General features: G+C 69.9%; 10 protein-coding genes. 4 read left to right on the top strand and 6 right to left on the bottom strand.

The window, feature by feature from the left end; translation table 11 throughout:
* Window positions 1-9 precede the first annotated feature (9 nt).
* The 4 genes from H2Q94_RS07050 to H2Q94_RS07035 all read right to left on the bottom strand — a co-directional run bounded on the left by H2Q94_RS07050 (window position 10) and on the right by H2Q94_RS07035 (window position 10,930).
* Window positions 10-1,104 (bottom strand): alpha/beta hydrolase, encoded by a 1,095-nt coding sequence (locus tag H2Q94_RS07050; RefSeq protein ID WP_397545437.1) that lies wholly within the window; start codon window positions 1,102-1,104, stop codon window positions 10-12.
* Between the two features lie 88 nt (window positions 1,105-1,192).
* Complete coding sequence (locus H2Q94_RS07045) at window positions 1,193-2,752, bottom strand: acyl-CoA carboxylase subunit beta (protein ID WP_243793356.1); 1,560 nt, start codon at window positions 2,750-2,752, stop codon at window positions 1,193-1,195.
* A complete protein-coding gene (locus tag H2Q94_RS07040; RefSeq protein ID WP_243793354.1) occupies window positions 2,749-9,198 on the bottom strand; it encodes a type I polyketide synthase in 6,450 nt (2,149 codons plus the stop codon). Before H2Q94_RS07040 ends, H2Q94_RS07045 begins: the two co-directional genes overlap by 4 nt.
* Window positions 9,191-10,930: a fatty acyl-AMP ligase gene (locus tag H2Q94_RS07035; RefSeq protein ID WP_243793352.1), complete on the bottom strand. Its 1,740-nt coding sequence runs from the start codon at window positions 10,928-10,930 to the stop codon at window positions 9,191-9,193. Before H2Q94_RS07035 ends, H2Q94_RS07040 begins: the two co-directional genes overlap by 8 nt.
* A gap of 553 nt (window positions 10,931-11,483) precedes the next feature.
* Between H2Q94_RS07035 and H2Q94_RS07030 the strand changes: the two genes are divergently transcribed.
* Both H2Q94_RS07030 and soxR read left to right on the top strand, forming a co-directional pair.
* Window positions 11,484-12,761 carry a lipase family protein gene (locus H2Q94_RS07030; protein ID WP_475274540.1) on the top strand — a complete coding sequence of 426 codons (1,278 nt, stop codon included), beginning with the start codon at window positions 11,484-11,486 and terminating at the stop codon, window positions 12,759-12,761.
* Between the two features lie 88 nt (window positions 12,762-12,849).
* On the top strand, window positions 12,850-13,308 hold the full coding sequence (soxR, locus tag H2Q94_RS07025) for a redox-sensitive transcriptional activator SoxR (RefSeq protein WP_243793349.1): 459 nt from the start codon (window positions 12,850-12,852) through the stop codon (window positions 13,306-13,308).
* 106 nt (window positions 13,309-13,414) lie between these two features.
* Here soxR and H2Q94_RS07020 read toward each other — a convergent pair whose 3' ends face one another.
* Both H2Q94_RS07020 and H2Q94_RS07015 read right to left on the bottom strand, forming a co-directional pair.
* Entirely contained in the window at window positions 13,415-14,098 is a 684-nt protein-coding gene (locus H2Q94_RS07020; protein WP_243793346.1) for a response regulator, read from the bottom strand.
* Window positions 14,095-15,690 (bottom strand): sensor histidine kinase, encoded by a 1,596-nt coding sequence (locus H2Q94_RS07015; protein ID WP_243793343.1) that lies wholly within the window; start codon window positions 15,688-15,690, stop codon window positions 14,095-14,097. Before H2Q94_RS07015 ends, H2Q94_RS07020 begins: the two co-directional genes overlap by 4 nt.
* Window positions 15,691-15,846: 156 nt before the next feature.
* Between H2Q94_RS07015 and H2Q94_RS07010 the strand changes: the two genes are divergently transcribed.
* Window positions 15,847-17,229, top strand: coding sequence for a cation:dicarboxylate symporter family transporter (locus tag H2Q94_RS07010; RefSeq protein ID WP_243793341.1), 1,383 nt, complete (start codon window positions 15,847-15,849; stop codon window positions 17,227-17,229).
* Window positions 17,230-17,299: 70 nt separating this feature from the next.
* Complete coding sequence (locus H2Q94_RS07005; RefSeq protein WP_243793339.1) at window positions 17,300-18,226, top strand: CE1 family esterase; 927 nt, start codon at window positions 17,300-17,302, stop codon at window positions 18,224-18,226.
* The last annotated feature ends 37 nt before the right edge of the window (window positions 18,227-18,263 follow it).

Raw genomic sequence — 18,263 nt, 5'->3', positions numbered from 1 at the left:
CACCAGCGGTTATTCGGCGGGCATGCGGATGGCCGCGGGGCTGGTGCTGGTCGGTGCGGTGGCCACGGCGTTCGCACTCGCCCCGGAACGGTCCACGCCCAAACCCAAGCGCTCCGCGAACATCGGCCAGGCGCGGTGGAGCTCCCGCTCCCAATAAGGCCAGTCGTGCAGGCCGGGTCCGTAGAAGTCCTCGGTGACGGGAATACCCAGGTTCTTGAGCCGCGCGATCATCACCTGCGACGTGGACAACGCGGCGGGCTCCAGCGGATCGGGCAGCGAACCGGGATCGTCCAGCGGACCGGGCAGGCCGTTGCCGCAGGAGACGTAGAGCGCGGTGCCGCGCAACGCCTCCGCGTGGTCGAACGGGTTGCGCTCCGACCAGGTCCGGTGATCCAGCAGCTCATCGCCCCACATCGCGAACGGATCCTCCCCTTCCCGCAGCAGAATTCCCTTGATCACTCCGGGCACGGCGGGCTGCAAGGTGTTGAGCAGGCCGCTGAAGGAGGCCGCCGCGCGGAACATGCCGGGGTGCCGGAAGGCGTAGGCGGAAGCTCCGTAGCCGCCGATCGACAGCCCCGCCACCGCGCGGCGCTGCCCGGCCCCGTAGTCGCGCTCCAGGATGCCGCGCAGCTCCCGCAGGTGGAACGCCTCCCAATCCGGTGCGTCCGCACCGAAATTCGTCCACCGGGTGTAGAAACCAGCGGGACCGCCGCTGGGCATGACGGTCAGCACGTCCTCGTCGGCGAGGAACTCGCGGACATCGGTGAACTTCGTCCACGCCCGGTAATCCGCGTCCTCGCAGCAGCCGTGCAGCAGGTACAGCACCGGCCACGCCCGGTCCGCGCCCCGCGTCCAGCCTTCAGGAAGCAGCAGCCGCACCGGTGCGCTGGTACGCAGCGCGGGCGAGTAGATCACCAGGTCGACGGTGCGGGCGTCGAGCCAGTTCTCCTGCAGCACCCGCGCCCCGTCGTGCTCCGCCGTCGTCGCAGCGGTGACCGGATCGGACGCCGCCGGCAACGGTGCCGCGACCGAGCCTGCCAGCAACGCGGCGCTCACCACCACCGACCACGTCACCGGCCGCCGGAACCACCGTCCACTGTGCATTTTCCTGGTGCCCTTCCCTCACGGTCGACCTCGCAAGCGGCGCCGCCCCGGACTCTGCCGAGGCGGCGCCGCCGATGCCCTGCTCGCTTCACAACGGCATGGTGCTGTGCTTCTTCAGCGGTACTTCCTGGCGTTTCGTCGCCAGCATGCGCAGCGCGCGACTCAGGTGAGTGCGCGTCTCCGCCGGGCGGATCACGGCGTCGACGTAGCCGCGCTCAGCCGCGATGTACGGCGTGGCCAGCGTCGAGCGGTACTCCTCGATCAGCTTCGCGCGCACCGCTTCCTCGGTTCCGTTCGCCGCGGCCTCCGCCAGCTCCCGGCGGTGCAACAGGCTCACCGCTCCGGACGCGCCCATCACCGCGATCTCCGCCGTCGGCCAGGCCAGGTTCACGTCGGCGCCCAGGTGCTTCGAACCCATCACGGCGTAGCCGCCGCCGTAGGCCTTGCGCACCACGACCGTCACCTTCGGCACCGTCGCCTCGGAATACGCGTAGATCAGCTTCGCGCCGCGCCGGATGATGCCGTGGCGCTCCTGCTCCAGGCCCGGCAGATAGCCCGGCACGTCGGCGAACGTGAGCAGCGGCAGGTTGAACGCGTCGCAGAACCGCACGAACCGCGCCGCCTTCTCCGACGCGTCGATGTCGATCGTCCCCGCGTTGTGCAACGGCTGGTTCGCCACCACGCCGACGCTGCGCCCGTCGATCCGGCCGAACGCGCACAGCATGCTGCGGCCGAACAACGGCTGCACCTCCAGGAAATCGCCCTCGTCGAGGACGAGCTCCAGCACTCGACGCATGTCGTAGGCCTGGTGCGGCTCGTCCGGCACCAGCGCGTCGAGCTCCGCGGACCGGCCCAGATCACCGGCCGGGTCGTAGTCCGGCAGCGGATCCGAGTTGTTCGACGGCAGGAAACCCAGCAGCGTGCGCGCCCAATCGATCGCGTCCGCCTCGTCCTCGGCCAAGTGATGGGCGTTGCCGGAGAGCTCGCTGTTGATCTGCGCGCCGCCGAGCTCCTCGGCACCGGTGCGCTGGCCCGTCACCGACCGCACCACCTCCGGCCCGGTGACGAACATGTGCGAAGTACCGCGCACCATCACCGTGAAATCGGTGATGGCCGGCGAGTACACCGCGCCGCCCGCGCACGGCCCCATGATCAACGACAGTTGCGGGATGACGCCCGAAGCGAGGGAATTGCGCCTGCCCAGCTCCGCGTAGTACGCCAGCGACACCACGCCCTCCTGGATGCGGGCACCGCCGGAGTCGTTGATGCCGACGATGGGGCAGCCGATGCGCATCGCCAGGTCCATCACCTTGAGCACCTTCTCGCCGCAGACCTCGCCCATGCTGCCGCCGAAGACGGTGAAGTCCTGCGCGAACACGCACACCGGGCGCCCGTCCACGGTGCCGTGACCGGTGATCACGCCGTCGCCGAACGGTCGCGGCTCCCCCGGCGTGTACGACGTTCCCCGATGCACGGCGAACTCGTCGAGCTCCACGAAGGAATCCTCGTCGAGCAGCAGCTCGATGCGTTCACGGGCGGTGAGCTTTCCCTTGGCGTGCTGCTTGATCCGCGCCCGCCGGTCGGCCTCGTGCACCGCCTCGCCGTGCCGCCGCCGCAGGTCTTCGATGCGTTCCGCCGTGCCGGTCATGCGCCCTCCCTGGTCAACCGCGGTGCTTCCAGGTCCAAGACCCGCGCGAGGTGCGTGGTGATGACGTCCACGTTCGGCGGGTCGATCATGGAGAGGTGGTTTCCGGGCACTCGGACCACTTCGAGCCCGGGGACGATCTCGTCCCAGCCCAGCGCCCCGTCGGTGCGCAGGTAACGCGGATCCAAGGTCGTCGTGGTGGCCTCCGCCTCCTGCGCGCGGTAGAGCAGCACCCGGCCGTCGAACGGCTCGGGCCGGTACCGCTCCGCGATCCGAGCGTCCACATAGGACGTGTACTGGTGGTGCAGCACGCCCGCGCCGATACCGATGTCCGATGAGGACAGTGCGGTCATCACCCGCCGCATCTGCTCGTCCTCGTCGAGTTCCGCCAACTCCTGCCACGGCAGGTCCAGCGCCACGCCGTAGGTGCGCTCGATGTGCTCGGCGAACCGCTCGTACCGGCGCAGCACCAGTTCGCGCTGCGTAACGTGCGGATCGGGCAGCGGCAGGATGGTGTCGATCAGGGCGACGAACTCGACCTGCTCGCCCAGCTCGGTGAGCCTGCCCGCCGTCTCGTAGGCGAGGCATCCGCCGAACGACCAACCGCCGAGCCGGTACGGCCCTTCCGGCTGCCGCTCGCGGATCAACTCCACGTAGCGGTCCGCCTTGAGCTCCACGGTGTCCAAATCGTCCAGCCGCTCCAGCCCGAAGCACGGCTGATCCGCGCCCAGCCCAGCCACCAGCGGCTGGTACACGCTGGTGGGGCCGCCCGCCGGATGGAACAGGAACAGCGGCCGTCGCGAACCGGACTCGCGCAACGCCCGCACCGGGCCGTCGGCTCCTTCGAAGCGGTGCCGCAGCAGATCCGCCATCGCCGCCACCGTCGGCACGGCGAACAGCTCCGCGACCTCGTCGCGGGAGCCCAGGCGTTCCCGAATCCGCTCCGCGACCTGCTCAGCCTGCTCCGCGGTGCCGCCCAGGGCCGCGAACTCGTCGGTCACGCCGAACTCGACGGCATCCAGGACCTGCGCCCACAAGTGCGCGAGCCAGCGCTCCGTCGCGTCCCGCGGGCCGATCGTGGTGGGACCCGCGGTCTCCGGTGCGACACCGAGTCCCAGCTCGGCCGCCAAATGCCGGGCCAGCTCGTCCAGGTTCGCGCCGCGCAGCAACAACGTCGCGGGCAGCACCACACCGAAGTCGCGTTCCACCGCGTTGCGCGCCCGAGTCGCCATCAACGAGTCCAGCCCGAGCATCGTCAGCGGCGTCAACGGATCGAGGTTCTCCGCCGCACCGCCCAGGATTCCGGCGATCTCGCTGACCAAGTGCGCAGAGATGACCCGGACCGCGGCGGCCGGGTCACCCGGCAACGCTGCCACGTCGAACCTGCTCTCCGCCCGCTGCGCGGCGGCCGTCAGCAGCAGCCCGAACACCGGGCGGGACCGCAACGCCGGGAAGTGCTCCACCGCCCGGTCCGCGTCGAACCGCACCACCGCGGTCGCCGCCCGGCCCGACCTGAGCACCGCCTCCCACGCCTCCATCCCCTCGGCCGGGCCGATCGGGTCCAGCACAGCCGCCAGCGGTGAGGTGGTCGCGCCGCCCACTTCGCTCCACGGTCCCCACTGGATCGTCTCCGCCGCCAGCCCCTGCTCGCGGCGCATCCGCACCAATTCGTCGACCCAGCCGTTCGCGGTGGCGTAGGCGGCCTGGCCGGGTGAACCGAGCAGCGCGGCCGCCGACGAGAACACCACCCACCAGTCCAGTTCCAGGTGCGCGGTGGCCTCGTGCAACCGCCACGCGCCGCGCGCCTTCGGCCGCCACACCTCGGCCAAGGCGTCCTCGTCCAGTTCCGCGACCGGGCCGTCGCGGAGCACCCCGGCGGCGTGCACCGCGCCGTGCACCGGCATCCCGCCCTCGCCGGCGACGGCGACCAGCCGTTCGGCGACTCCCTTCGTCGACACGTCGCCGCCGATCACGCGGACGTCGACGCCGGACTCCTCCATGCGCGCGATGTCGGCAGCGGCCTCCGCAGAGGGCGCATTTCGGCCGCTGAGCACGATCCGGCGCGCACCGCGTTCGGCTAGCCACCGCGCGACGGTGCGGCCCAGGCCACCGAGACCACCGGTGATCACGTAGGCGCCGGGGCGCACGACGTGGCCGGGTCGCGGCCGTCCCGGTTCGGCCCGGTACAGGCGAGCCACCGTCCGCTCGGTGCCACGCCAGCGGACCTCGTCCTCGGCGCTGTCGGCGAGCAGCTCCGCCGCCAGCGAAGCGGGCACCGCACCGTCGGAGTCCACCAGCGACGCCCGCAACTCCGGGTGTTCCAACGCCAGCACCCGGATCAGCGCCCGCAACCCGGCACTTGAGGAGTCCGATATGGACAGCCACAGCCGGGCTCCGAGGTCGCGCGCGGACAGTTCGCGCACCGCCTCGGCCACCGCGAGCACCTGCCGCTTGCCGCGATCGAACGTGCGGCCGTCCCCATCGACGGCCAGCACCACTCCGCGCGGCGGCCGATCGGCGTCCCCGGCGAGCATATCGAGCCCGGTACCGGGCCTGCGGGCATTGCCGTGCACCACTCGCTGCCCGGCGTCGCGCAAAGCCGCGGTCACCTGCTCGCCGTCGCCCAGCACCAGCCAGCTGCCCGGTTCGACGCCCGAGTTCGGCGGCAGCTGCGCCGACTCCCAGCGCAATTCCAGGAACGCCTCCTCCAGCGGGCGAGGAGGGGCCTGCAGGCCGCGGACGCGGACCTCGGCGATCTCAAGCACCGGATCACCGTCCACATCGGTGACCAGCACCGACCCGGTAGGCTCCGCGCCGCCCGAGAGCAGTCGCGCGTGGCAGCGCACCTGATCGGGCACCGGGCGCAGCACCCGGACGCCGCGCAGCTCAACAGGAACGCCGATGCCTCCGCCGCCCGCCGCGGCCTCGCCGCCGGGGCCGATACCGGCGGCGATGAGACTTTGCAGGCAGGCGTCCACCAACGCCGGGTGTGCGGCGAAGCGCTCCGCGTCCGTGGCCTCGGCGGGAAGCTCGACCTCGGTGACCGCGATTCCCCCGGCCGCCCGCGCGGAACGCACGCCCTGGAACGCCGGCCCGTAATGCTGACCGGCCGCGCGCAGGAACGCGTACAACTCGACCGGATCACCATCCACATCGGACCCGACGGTGGGCCGATCCTGCCCGGAGCGGCTCAGCACGGCGGCGGCGTGACAGGTCCAGTTCCCGGCGATCGATCGGGTGTGCACCTCCACGCGCGCCGACCAGGCGCCGTCCGGCCGGAACGTGGTCGTCACCGGCACGGACTCCGCCAACGGCAGCACCCGGTGCAGCTCCAGCGACTCCACCAGCAGCTCGACCGGTTCCACGTCCAGCACCTCGGCCGCCGCCGCGAACGCCATCTCCAGGTACCCGGTGGCGGGCAGCACCGGCGTGTCCTGCACCCGGTGGTCACCCAGCCACGGCAACGACTCCACACCGACGTCCCCGCGCCACGCGCAGCCACCGTCGGGGAGGTCCACCCGCACCCCCAGCAGCGGATGCCCCGGCAACGCCGGAGCCGAACTCGGCGCCACCCAATGAGATTCGTGCTGCCAGGACGGCAGCGGCAGATCCACCAGCCGACCCCGTCGATACGCCTCCCACGGAACCCGCCCCGTGGCGTGCAGTTCCGCCAGCGCGGCGTGGAAGGTCACGGTGTCGTCGGTGCCACGGCGGCCGGTGAACACCACCACCGGGTCCACCGCTCCCGCCGCGGTCAGCGTCTCCTCGATCGCCGACGACGCCACCGGATGCGGCGCCACCTCCACCACCGCGTCGAACCCGGCGTCCGCGGCGGCGCGCACCGCCTGCTCGAAGCGCACCGGACTGCGCAGGTTCCGCACCCAGTACTCGGCGTCGAACGCGGGCCGCACGCCGGGATCCACCGTGCTGAACACCAATGTGGACGGATCGCGCGGGGCGAGTCCGGCGAGCTCCTCCCGCAGCCGGGGCAGCACGCCGTCCACCGCCGAAGTGTGACCCGCGCCGGTGACGCCGAGCTTGCGGGCCATCCGGCCGTGCCCTTCGACGTGCGACACCAGCCGGGTCACCTCGTCGGCGGGACCCGCGACCGTGCAGCGGCGCGGCGCCGCCCGCACGGCGACCGTCACACCGGGGAACAGCCGCGACAGCTCTACCGCCTCCGCCTCGGAAGCCTCCACCGCCGCCATCGCCCCGGCACCGGACGAGTCCACCTCGGACAGCAACTCGGACCGGGCGACCATCACGCGCAACCCGTCGGACACCTCCAGCGCGCTGGACACAACAGCGGCCGCGACCTCACCGAGCGAATGCCCGATCACCGCCGCCGGCTCCACCCCGTGCGCGCGCCACATCGCGGCGTAGGCGACCTGCAAGCCGAACAGCACCAGCTGCGTGCGCCGCACGTCCTGGAAGTCCTGGTCGTCGAGCAGCGCCGCGCGCAACGAGAACCCGCAACGCGCCCGGTAATCCGAGTCGAGGCGATCGACCTCGGCGGCGAACACCGGTTCGTCCGCCAGCAGCTCGCGGGCCATGCCGCTCCACTGCGACCCGTAACCCGAGAAGACCCACACGACGCCCTTCGACCGGGCCGTGGCGCGACCGCGCACTCCCCCGGTCCCGGCCGCGAGGCCGCGAAGGCCCGCCAGCAGTTCCTCCCGGCCGCGGGCCACGACCACACCGCGCTCCGCGTGCCGGGCACGTCGCCAGGCCAAGGTGTGGCCGACGTCGTTGAGCGCGGCAGCCCGCCCCACCGGAGTGTCCAGCCACTCCGCCAGATCCGCCGCCGACCGGCGCAACCGGTGCTCCGTGGCCCCGGACACAACGAGGGAATGCACCCCCGCGCCGTCCGGTTCGCGGCGCCGCGACGGCATCCGCCGCCACCCCTCCAGCACCACGTGCGCGTTGGTGCCGCCGAACCCGAAACCCGACACTCCGGCGCGGGCCGTGCCCGAGTACTTCGGCCAGTTCCGCGCCGCCGCGACCACCTCGAGTTTCGCCTCCTCGAACGGGATGTGCGGGTTCGGGTTCGAGTAGTGCAGGCTCGCGGGCAGGCGGCCGTGGTGCATCGCCAGCACCACCTTGATCAACCCGGCGATTCCCGCCGCCGCCTCCAAGTGCCCGAGGTTCGTCTTCGCCGAACCGAGCAGCAGCGGACGCCGCTCGGTCCGCCCCTCGGCGAACACCGCGCGCAGCCCTTCGGCCTCGATCGGGTCGCCGAGCAACGTGCCCGTCCCGTGCGCCTCGACATAGTCCACAATGGATGGATCGAGGTCGGCGTGAGCGTACGCCCGGCGCAGCAAATCGGCCTGCGCCGCCGGATTCGGCGCCATCAGACCGTTGGAACGCCCATCGGAGTTCACCGCCGAACCCCGCACCACCGACAGGATCCGGTCACCGTCCCGATTCGCGTCCGCGAGCCGCTTGAGCACCACAACGCCGCAACCCTCACCGCGCACGATGCCGTCGGCCGCTCCGTCGAACGCCTTGCACCGGCCGTCGCCCGCCAACGCGCCCGCCCGGTGGAAGTTCGCCGTGATCGCCGGGGACAGCAGCAGATTCACCCCACCGGCCAGCGCGACCCGGCTCTCCCCCGAACGCAGGCTCGCGCACGCCTGGTGCACCGCGACCAGCGAGGACGAGCAAGCGGTGTCCACCGCGAGACTAGGACCGCGCAGATCCAGGAAGTACGACAACCGGTTCGCCACGATGGACATCGCCGCGCCCGTGCCCGTCCAGGCGTCCACCGCGCGCAGATCGCGCGTCGTCAACGCGCCGTACTCCGTTGACGACACCCCGACGAACACGCCCGTCGCGCTGCCGCGCAACGCCGACGGGACCACTCCGGCGTGCTCCAACGCCTCCCACGCGACCTCCAGCAGCAGGCGCTGCTGCGGATCCATCACCGCCGCCTCCGTCGGGGAGACCTCGAAGAACTCGGCGTCGAACTCGTCCACTCCGTCGAGGAAACCGCCCGCTCGCGGCAACTTCGCCAACGCCGGATCCGCCCCGGCGAAACGCTCCCACCGGCCCTCCGGCACCACGCCGATGCCGTCCGAACCGGCCGACAGCAAGTCCCAATAGCCCTGCGGCCCCCGAGCCCCGGGAAAGCGGCAGCCGACGCCGACCACCGCGATCGGCGCGTCCGGCTCCGGTTCCCGCGGCCGCGGGACCTCGTCCGGCACGTCCTCAGCCGCGCCCCCCGCCAACGCCTCCGCGAGCCGATCGATAGTCGGGTGCTCCCACAGCAACGTCGGCGGCAACCGGCGACCGACCAGGTCCTGCACCCGGCCCGCCAACTCCACCGCCTGCCGCGAGGACAACCCGAACTCCTGGAACGGACGATCGGTGACGACCTCGACCGCTCCGATCCCCAGCAACTCGGCGATCCAGCTCGTCAGCCGATCGCGGATCTCGGCGCGTTCAGGCATGGGCGGCCTCCAAGTAGCGCTCCCGGCACAGCCTGCGCGCGACCTTGCCGCTGGACGTGCGCGGCACCACGTCCGGCTCCACCAGCATCAGGTCCGACACCACCACGCCGTGCTCCGCCGACACCGCCGCGCACACCGCGCGCGTGATCTCCCGCTGATCGCGATCGGCCTCCTCGACCCGGCGGGAGAACTCGGCGACGATCACCAGCCGCTCACCGTCCTCACCGGTGATCGCGAACGCGGCACTGTGGTGCTTGCGCACCGCGGGATGCGCCTGTTCCACGGTCAGCTCCACGTCCTGCGGGTAGTGGTTGCGGCCGTCGATGATGATCACGTCCTTCATCCGGCCGGTGATGAACAGCTCGCCGTCGTGGATCGCGCCGAGGTCACCGGTGCGCAGCCAGCCGGCCGCGGGAAGGTCCGCCGTCACGTCGGCGAGCTCGGCGTGGAAAGTGTCCTGATCGTCGCGGCCCCAATAGCCCTGGCCCGTGTTCGGACCCCGCACCCAGACCTCGCCCACCACGCCGTCCGGCAGCAGCGACCGCGAAGCCGGATCCACCACCACGAGCCGCTGCCCCACCGGACGACCGCAGGACACCAGTTCGTTGACCACCTCCACCGGATCCCGCGGCGGTTCCGCCCGGCCCAGCGCCAGCTGTTCCCGGCCGAAACCGGCGACCTTGGGTTCCGCGCCGGACTCGGTCACCGAGACGAACACCGTCGCCTCCGCCAGGCCGTACGAACAGCGGTGCGTCTCCGGACGCAAACCGCACTCGGCGAACGCCTCGTTGAAACGGTGCAACGTGGCAGGCCGCACCGGCTCACTGCCGTTGATCAACGAGATCACGTCGTCGAGCCGCAGCCAGTCCTTCTCCGACTCCTCGACCCGCGCCGCGCAGAAGTCGTAGGCGAAGTTCGGCGCAGCACTGATCGCGCCCGGGTGATCCGAGAGCAACCGCAGCCAACGCCCCGGACGCTGCAGGAAAGCCACCGGATCCATCAGCACCGACGGGATGTTGCCGACCAGCGGAGCCGCCACCGACAGCACCAGCCCCATGTCGTGGAACAGCGGCAGCCAGCTCACCGATACCGCGCCCGGCTCCGTCCCGCCGTACGCCTCCAACGCCTGTCGGGCGTTGGCCAGCACGTTCGCGTGCGTCAGCTCGACACCGGCGGGGATCCGCGTCGAACCCGAGGTGTACTGGAGGTACGCCAGGTCGTCCGGACCGGCCTCCGGAATCCGGTAGTCGTCGGCCAGCGCGGCGGGCAACGTCTCCACCGCCGCGCAATTGCGCGCCGAACCCCCGCGGATCATCTCTCGCACCTGGTCGAACGAGCTCTTCGAGGTCAGCGCGCAGCTCGGTGAGCAACTCTCCAGGACGCGTTCCAAGCGGTCGGTGTGCCCGGGAAGGTCGGGGGTGAACAGCGGGACCGCGATCAGGCCGGCGTGCACCGCACCGAGGAAACCGACCACGTACTCCAGGCCCTGCGGGGCCATGATCGCCACCCGGTCGCCGGGTTCGCAGCGGGCCTGCAACCACGCCGCCACCGCCCGGACCCGCTGGTGCAGTTCAGACCAGGACAGCGACCACGCCACACCGTCCCTGCTGGTGTCGAAATCGACGAAGGTGAGGGCGATCTCGTCGCCCGACTCCTGCGCCGCCGTCACCAGCGGATCCGTCAGCAGCCGGGCCGCGTGGTCGGTGAACGGATCATCGGCCCTCGTCAGCATGAGAACTCCCTTCACAAGGTGTCCGGGATTCGACGCCGGCGGGAAAACGGACACCACCGCCCGACTTCACCGGCGAGCAAGTGGACAGAAATTGTCATGCGAGTTCCACAGTGTCAAGGAACGACCATTCAACCCACTCGCGGAGCCATCTCGAACGAACCCAGGTGACCAATTACCGGAAGTTTGTTATCACCAACGTGACAATAACCGTTGACATCGGATGAGACACAAGGCATCCCCACAGGGAGACGAACTCAGCTACCTGACCAGCCTATACACAAGTCCATACCAGTCCGGGCCGCCAAGATGATTACTCCCAACAGAGTATTGCAAAATCGTGGCAAGTATTTCACATTCACACTGCCGAACGGCGCACTCGAAGATCTTTCCGCAAGATTATCCGGATTTCCCCGAATCCGGATAACGGACGAAAACCGGGCGGCACGTCGATTCAGAAAGACGCTCCACCCCGAACACTTCGAGGAGCATCAATGGAGATCACTCGAATGAGCTGGAGGTACGCACGTTGACTTCGAACCGCCGCACCGACCGGATGCGGACGGCCACCGGCGCCGCGCTGGCCGCGGCCGTCCTGGCCGTCCTGGCCGCGCAACCGGTGGAGGCGACCACCCCCGGAACAGCGGAACCCGGCAACCCCGTTGATGTCACCGCGCCGGGCACGTCGTCGCCCGCCGCCCCCGGACCGCTCAACGCCGACGTTCCGCCCGGCCCGTTCGACGACTCGTTCTACCTGCCCCCGCCCACACCACCGCAAGGGCAGCCCGGCGACATCATCCGGTGGCGGCCCGCGTTCCCCGGCAGCAATGCCGCCAACGCCGACGCCTGGCAGGTGATGTACCTGTCCACCAACGCCCAAGGGCAGCGCAACACGGTGATCGGCACGATCCTGGTCCCCAAAGGCGTCGACGCCGCCAAGGCGCACGTCGTCGGATTCGGGCCGGGCACCCAAGGCCCCGCGTTCAAGTGCGCCCCGTCCAAAGCCATGGAACGCGGCACGCTCTACGACCAGCCCGCCGTCAACGACGCGCTCTCCGCCGGATACGCCGTCGCCCTCACCGACTACGAGGGGTACGCACCCGGCGAGGCCAACAAACCCACCTACATCGTCGGCCGCTCCGAAGGACCCGCACTGCTCGACGCGGTCCGAGCGGCGCAGCGCCTCCCGCAGGCCGGCTTGTCGCCCGACGCCAAAGTCGCCCTCCAGGGCTACTCGCAAGGCGGCGGCGCGGTCATGTGGGCCGGGGAGATGCAACCGGACTACGCGCCCGAACTCGACCTCGTCGGCGTGGCGGGCGGCGGCGTTCCCGCCGACCTCAACGAAGTCGCGAACGGACTCGACGGCTACGTCGGCTTCGGCTTCCTCGCGTTCGCCGCGCTCGGCCTGGACTTCAGCTACCCCGACCTGAACCTCGACTCGTACCTCAACGAGACCGGGCGCACCGACCTCGCCGACGCCCGCGAGAACGACTGCGTCGTGGAACTGCTGACCAAGTACCCGTTCAAGAAGATCAGCGACTACACCCACACCGACCCGCTGGCCACTCCGGAATGGCAACAGCGCCTCGCCGAGAACAAGCTCGGCCAAGGCCGCATCAACGCACCGGTGTTCCAGTACCACGCCACCACCGACGAGATCGTGAACACGCCGCAGGCCGAGGCGCTGCGCGAAACCTACTGCGCCAAAGGCATGGACGTGACCTGGAAGACCTACCCCAGCGATCACCTCAGCGGAATCTTCGCGGGCAACGGCGACGCCAAGCAGTTCCTCGCCGACCGCTTCGCCGGAGAACCCACGTCCCCCAACTGCTGACCCCCGGCGCGGCGGGTCTCGGCCCGTCCGGGTCCCGCCGCGTCGAACCTTAGACTTAAAGTTAACTCCAATGGTTATCGTGGGCGGCATGTCGAAACTTCCGCAGCTGCTCACGATCGGCGAAGTCGCCCACCGCAGCGGAGTAGCTCAGACCGCCCTGCGGTTCTACGAGCAACGCGGCCTCATCGCCTCCACCCGGACCAGCGGCAACCAACGCCGCTACGAACGCGCCGTGCTGCGCAGGCTCGCGTTCATCCGCGCCGCGCAACGCGTCGGGCTCAGCCTGGAACAGGTCTCAGACGCGCTCGCCACGCTGCCCACCGACCACGCGCCCACCAAAGCCGACTGGACCAGGCTGTCCCGGTCCTGGCGCGACGAGCTGGACGCTCGCATCGACGGGCTGCAACGGCTCCGGGACCGGCTCAGCGGCTGCATCGGCTGCGGCTGCCTGTCGCTGCGCACCTGCTCGCTGAACAACGCCGACGACCAGATGGCCGACTACGGACCGGGTTCCCCACTGCTCAAACCCGCCGCGGACCGCGGCTGAACAGTCCTTCCCGAGTGACCTGCGCAGCGAGTCAGGTAGCGGAACCTCGGCGGCTTCCTCGCCGACAGGACAACGACCGAAAGCTCATATCGTCGGCGGCCGAGCTCTAGCCGTTCCGCTCTGCCCAGCGGTAGAACATCTCCGGGCGCCCCACCCCGCCGTAGTGCGGCTCCCTGAGCGCCATGCCGTTGTCGACCAGGTACTCCAGGTAACGGCGGGCCGTCACCCGCGACACCCCGGCCAACTCCCCCACCGCACCCGCGGCCGCACCCTCCCGGTGCGCCCGCAACGCCGACACCACGGCGGCCAACGTCTCCTCCCCCATTCCCTTCGGCAACGACGCGCGATCCACCCCGCGCAACGTGGAGAACGCGCGGTCGATCTCGCTCTGCCCGCTGGCCTCCCGATCATGGCCGAGGCTCTGCCGGAACCGGGCGTAATGCTCCAGCTTCTCCCGCATCGCGGCGAACGTGAACGGCTTGAGCAAGTACTGCACCACGCCGCTGGCGACCGACGCGCGCACCACCCGCAGATCCCGCGCGGAGGTCACCGCGATCACATCGGCGTTGCTGCCCGCGTTGCGCAATGCCCGCGCCACGCCCAGACCGTCCATGTCCGGCAACCGCAGATCCAGCAACACCAGATCCACCTGGGTGTGCTCCAGGAACCGCAGCGCCTCCTGCCCCGTTCGAGCACGCCCGGCGACCTCGAAACCGTCCACCCGGTTCACGTACATCTCATGCGCCTCACCGGCCACGGGATCGTCCTCCACGACCAGCACCGAGATCACGAGCGCACCTCGGGAAGCGGAATCCGCACCGTGAACACGGCGCCCTGACCACCGGTGACGTGCACCGTGCCGCCGTAACGGCGCACGCTGCGCCCCACCAGCGCCAACCCGAGACCGCGCCCCGGCCGCTTCGTGGACCACCCTCGGTCGAACACCGACCCGGCCGCCTCCACGGGCACCCCAGGACCGTTGTCGGACACCACGATGGACAGTTCGTCCACTTCGGAACGCACGCTCACCACAACACGTGGCGAAGGCACCTCGTGCGTCGCCTCCACCGCGTTGTCGATCAAATTGCCCACGATCGTCACCAGATCCCGCGACCGGACCCGTTCCACCGCACGATCATCGACCTCACTGTCCTCGGACAGCACGACCTCAACACCCCGCTCCCGCGCTTCAGCGCTCTTGCCCAGCAGCACCGCCGCCAGCACCGGCTCACCCACGGCGCCCACGACCCGATCGGTCAGTTGCTGCGCCAGCTCCAACTCCGAGGTGGCGAACGCGACGGCCTCCTCAACGCGACCGAGCTCGATCAGCGACACCACCGCGTGCAACCGGTTCGCCGACTCGTGCGCCTGCGAACGCAACGACTCCGAGAACCCGCGCATCGAATCCAGCTCGCCCGTCAACGCCTGCAACTCGGTGTGGTCCCGCAACGTCACAACGCTGCCCAAGTCCCGGCCACCGCTGCGCACGACGGACACGTTGACCAACAGCACCCGATCATCGGTCACGTGCACCTCATCGCGCACCGGACTCCGCGAAGCGAGCGTGTCCACCAGCGACGCCGGAAAGCCCAGGTCCGCTGGACGCGCCCCTTCCACGTCAGCCGGATCCAACGCCATCAGCTCGGCCGCGCCATCGTTGCACAGCGTCACCGCACCCGACGGCGCCACCAGCAGCAACCCCTCGCGGACCGCGTGCAGGATCGCGTCGTGGTACTCGTACATGCGGCTCAGCTCCGCCGGAGCCAGCCCGTGCGTGTGCCTCCGCAACCGCACCGCCACCAAGTAGCTGGCCAGTCCGCCGAACAGCAACGCGACCGCACCGACCCCGGCCAGCACGAGGACCTGCCCGTTCAGCTCGGCGGTCAACACCCGAACCGTGATGCCCACCGACACCAACGCTCGCACCCGGCCCGACTCGTCGACGACAGGCGCAACCACGCGCACCGACGGGCCGAGCGTTCCCGCGTAAGTCTCGGTGAGCAGCTGTCCCTGCTGCGCCTGCCCGATGTTGCCGAGGAACCGCCTGCCGATCAGCGCCGGATTCGGATGGGTGTAGCGGATCCCCGACGGGTCCATGATCGTGATGAACGCGACGCCGGTGGCCGAACGAACCTGCTCCGCCAACGGCTGCAACGTCCGCGACGGTTCACGCCGAGTCAGCGACTCGCGCACTTCGGGTGATACCGCAAGCGTGTTCGCCACCCCGGCGACCTCCTCGGCCGCCGCGTGCTCGGTACGCCGCTGCGCCTCGAGGTAGCCCAGCACCACCCCCGCCAGCACCACGACAGCCACAACCACCACTTGCAGGACGAACAGCTGCGCGGCGAGGCTGGCCCGCCCGACTCGACCGAAGTTCGACATGTCCTCGCTGTTGCTCCCGCATGAACTCAATGAACACAACCGTGACGGTCACCACCTGTTAATCCGATAGTCTCCCCGACGTACTCGTGATCCAAAACACGACCGAATGAGTGACCGCCGACCCGCGTGATCGGTACATCGCAGTAGGAGTTGACCGTGCCAAGCAAAGACGCTGCACCCGAGACCGCCGGTGCACCGCCGAAGAAGCGGGACCGCACCCACTTCCTCTACATCTTCGTCATCGTGGCGGTCCTGGCCGGCATCGCGGTCGGATTCGCCTTCCCCGACTTCGCCACCGCACTGAAACCACTGGGCACCGGGTTCATCAACCTCATCAAGATGATGATCTCACCGGTCATCTTCTGCACCATCGTGCTCGGAGTCGGCGGCGTGCGGCAGGCCGCGCAGGTCGGCAAGGTCGGCGGTCTCGCGCTCGGCTACTTCATGGTGATGTCCCTGGTGGCGCTCGTCGTGGGCCTGCTTGTCGGCAACCTCCTGCACCCGGGTGAAGGCCTGCAGCTGACCGAGGAACTGCGCAACAGCGGAACCGACCAGGCCCCCGGCGAATCCGAAGGGCTCAGCGGGTTCCTGATCGGGATCATCCCGAACACCCTGGTCTCCGCCCTCACCGAAGGCGAAGTGCTGCAAACGCTGCTGGTGGCGCTGCTGGCCGGATTCGCCCTGCAAGCGCTCGGCGACAAGGGCACCCCGATCCTGCGCGGCATCGAGCACATCCAACGGCTCGTGTTCAAGATCCTGGCGATGGTGATGTGGGCGGCCCCGATCGGCGCTTTCGGCGCCATCGCGGCCGTCGTCGGCGCGACCGGCGTGGACGCCCTCAAGGGCCTCGGCATCATCATGTTCGGCTTCTACACCACCTGCCTGCTGTTCGTGTTCCTCGTGCTCGGGCCGCTGCTGTGGGCCTTCGCGCGGGTCAACGTGTTCAAGCTGCTCGGCTACCTCGGCCGGGAATTCCTGCTGATCGTGTCCACCTCCTCGTCGGAAGCGGCACTGCCGCGGCTGATCGCGAAGATGGAGCACCTCGGCGTGAGCAAGCCGGTCGTGGGCATCACGGTGCCGACCGGATACTCGTTCAACCTCGACGGGACCGCGATCTACCTGACCATGGCGTCGCTGTTCATCGCCTCGGCGATGGGGCAGCCGCTGTCGGTCGGCGAGCAGATCTCACTGCTGGTCTTCATGATCATCGCGTCGAAGGGCGCGGCGGGCGTGAGCGGCGCAGGCTTGGCGACGCTGGCCGGTGGCCTGCAATCGCACCGCCCGGAACTGGTGGACGGCGTCGGCCTCATCGTCGGCATCGACCGCTTCATGTCCGAAGCCCGCGCGGTGACCAACTTCGCGGGTAACGCGATCGCCACCGTGATCATCGGCTCCTGGACCAAGGAGATCGACCGCGAGCAGATGCAGCGCGTGTTCGCCAAGGAAGACCCGTTCAACGAGCAGAGCTTCCTCGACGAGGAGGACGCTTCGACGGTCGAACCGGCCGACAAGGAAACCGCCGCGGCCGCCAAGCAGTAGAACCGATCGAACAGCACGGCGTGAGCGGGCGCGCCCGGACCGGGCCGCGCCGAGACAACAGGAGTCGAAGATGCACAGAGCAGTGCTGAGTCTGCTGGTCACCCTCGGCGCGGTAGCCGCCACCGGCGCGCCCGCGCACGCCGCCGCACCGGACCGGGAGGTGCCGCGCCACGGCTGCGACGCCTCCCCCGCCGTCGAACCCGGCACCACCGCGGGCCAAGAGATCACCTCCGGTGGCCGGACACGCGAATACCTCGTGCACGTACCGGAGAACTACGACCCCGAACGGTCGACGCCCGTCGTGCTGTCGTTCCACGGACACGGCCGCACCGCCGAATACCAAGAGCAGCTGTCCCGGTTCTCCGAACTGGACGCCATCGCCGTCTACCCGCAAGGCCTCGTCGGAACCGACGGCGACACGGCGTGGGAAGGCGCGCCGTACTCCGCCGACGCCGACGACGTCCAATTCACCGACGACCTGCTCGACCAGGTGGAGAACGACTTCTGCGTGGAACCGGAACGCATCTACGCGGCCGGGAAGTCCAACGGTGGCGGCTTCACCGAAGTGCTCGCCTGCCGCCTCGGCGATCGCATCGCCGCGTTCGCGCCGGTCGCCGGCGCCTACTACCCGCAAAGCGGCGAATGCGCCCCGTCCGAACCGGTACCGATGATCTCCTTCCACGGCACCGCCGACGACACCATCCCGTACAACGGCAACCCGGACAAAGGGCTGCCCGCGATCCCGGACTGGCTCGACGAATGGGCCGGGCACGACGGCTGCGACACCGACCCGGTCACCGAGCACCCGCAGCCGCAAGTGACGCGGCAACACTGGACGGACTGCGAAGACCGGGGCGGGCTCGTGCACTACCGGATCGACGACCTCGGCCACGACTGGCCGAGCCGATCGTCCAACCCGGACTCCGACGAACCCACCGTGATCGAAGCGACTCCGCTGATCTGGGAGTTCTTCCAAGACCACCCGTTGAACGCCTGACGGGTACCCCAGGACATCGCCTGGCTGCTGTTCACAT

The sequence above is a fragment of the Saccharopolyspora gloriosae genome (assembly GCF_022828475.1).
Lineage (GTDB): Bacteria > Actinomycetota > Actinomycetes > Mycobacteriales > Pseudonocardiaceae > Saccharopolyspora_C > Saccharopolyspora_C gloriosae_A.
Note: the sequence above shows the minus strand (reverse complement) of the source record. Positions and strands in the feature narration are given on the sequence as shown.

Bases quoted from the DNA above. Each gene is read 5' to 3' on its own strand.
- H2Q94_RS07050 (WP_397545437.1), bottom strand. From the start codon at position 1,104: ATGCACAGTGGACGGTGGTTCCGGCGGCCGGTGACGTGGTCGGTGGTG.
- H2Q94_RS07045 (WP_243793356.1), bottom strand. From the start codon at position 2,752: ATGACCGGCACGGCGGAACGCATCGAAGACCTGCGGCGGCGGCACGGC.
- H2Q94_RS07040 (WP_243793354.1), bottom strand. From the start codon at position 9,198: ATGCCTGAACGCGCCGAGATCCGCGATCGGCTGACGAGCTGGATCGCC.
- H2Q94_RS07035 (WP_243793352.1), bottom strand. From the start codon at position 10,930: ATGCTGACGAGGGCCGATGATCCGTTCACCGACCACGCGGCCCGGCTG.
- H2Q94_RS07030 (WP_475274540.1), top strand. From the start codon at position 11,484: ATGCGGACGGCCACCGGCGCCGCGCTGGCCGCGGCCGTCCTGGCCGTC.
- soxR (WP_243793349.1), top strand. From the start codon at position 12,850: ATGTCGAAACTTCCGCAGCTGCTCACGATCGGCGAAGTCGCCCACCGC.
- H2Q94_RS07015 (WP_243793343.1), bottom strand. From the start codon at position 15,690: ATGTCGAACTTCGGTCGAGTCGGGCGGGCCAGCCTCGCCGCGCAGCTG.
- H2Q94_RS07005 (WP_243793339.1), top strand. From the start codon at position 17,300: ATGCACAGAGCAGTGCTGAGTCTGCTGGTCACCCTCGGCGCGGTAGCC.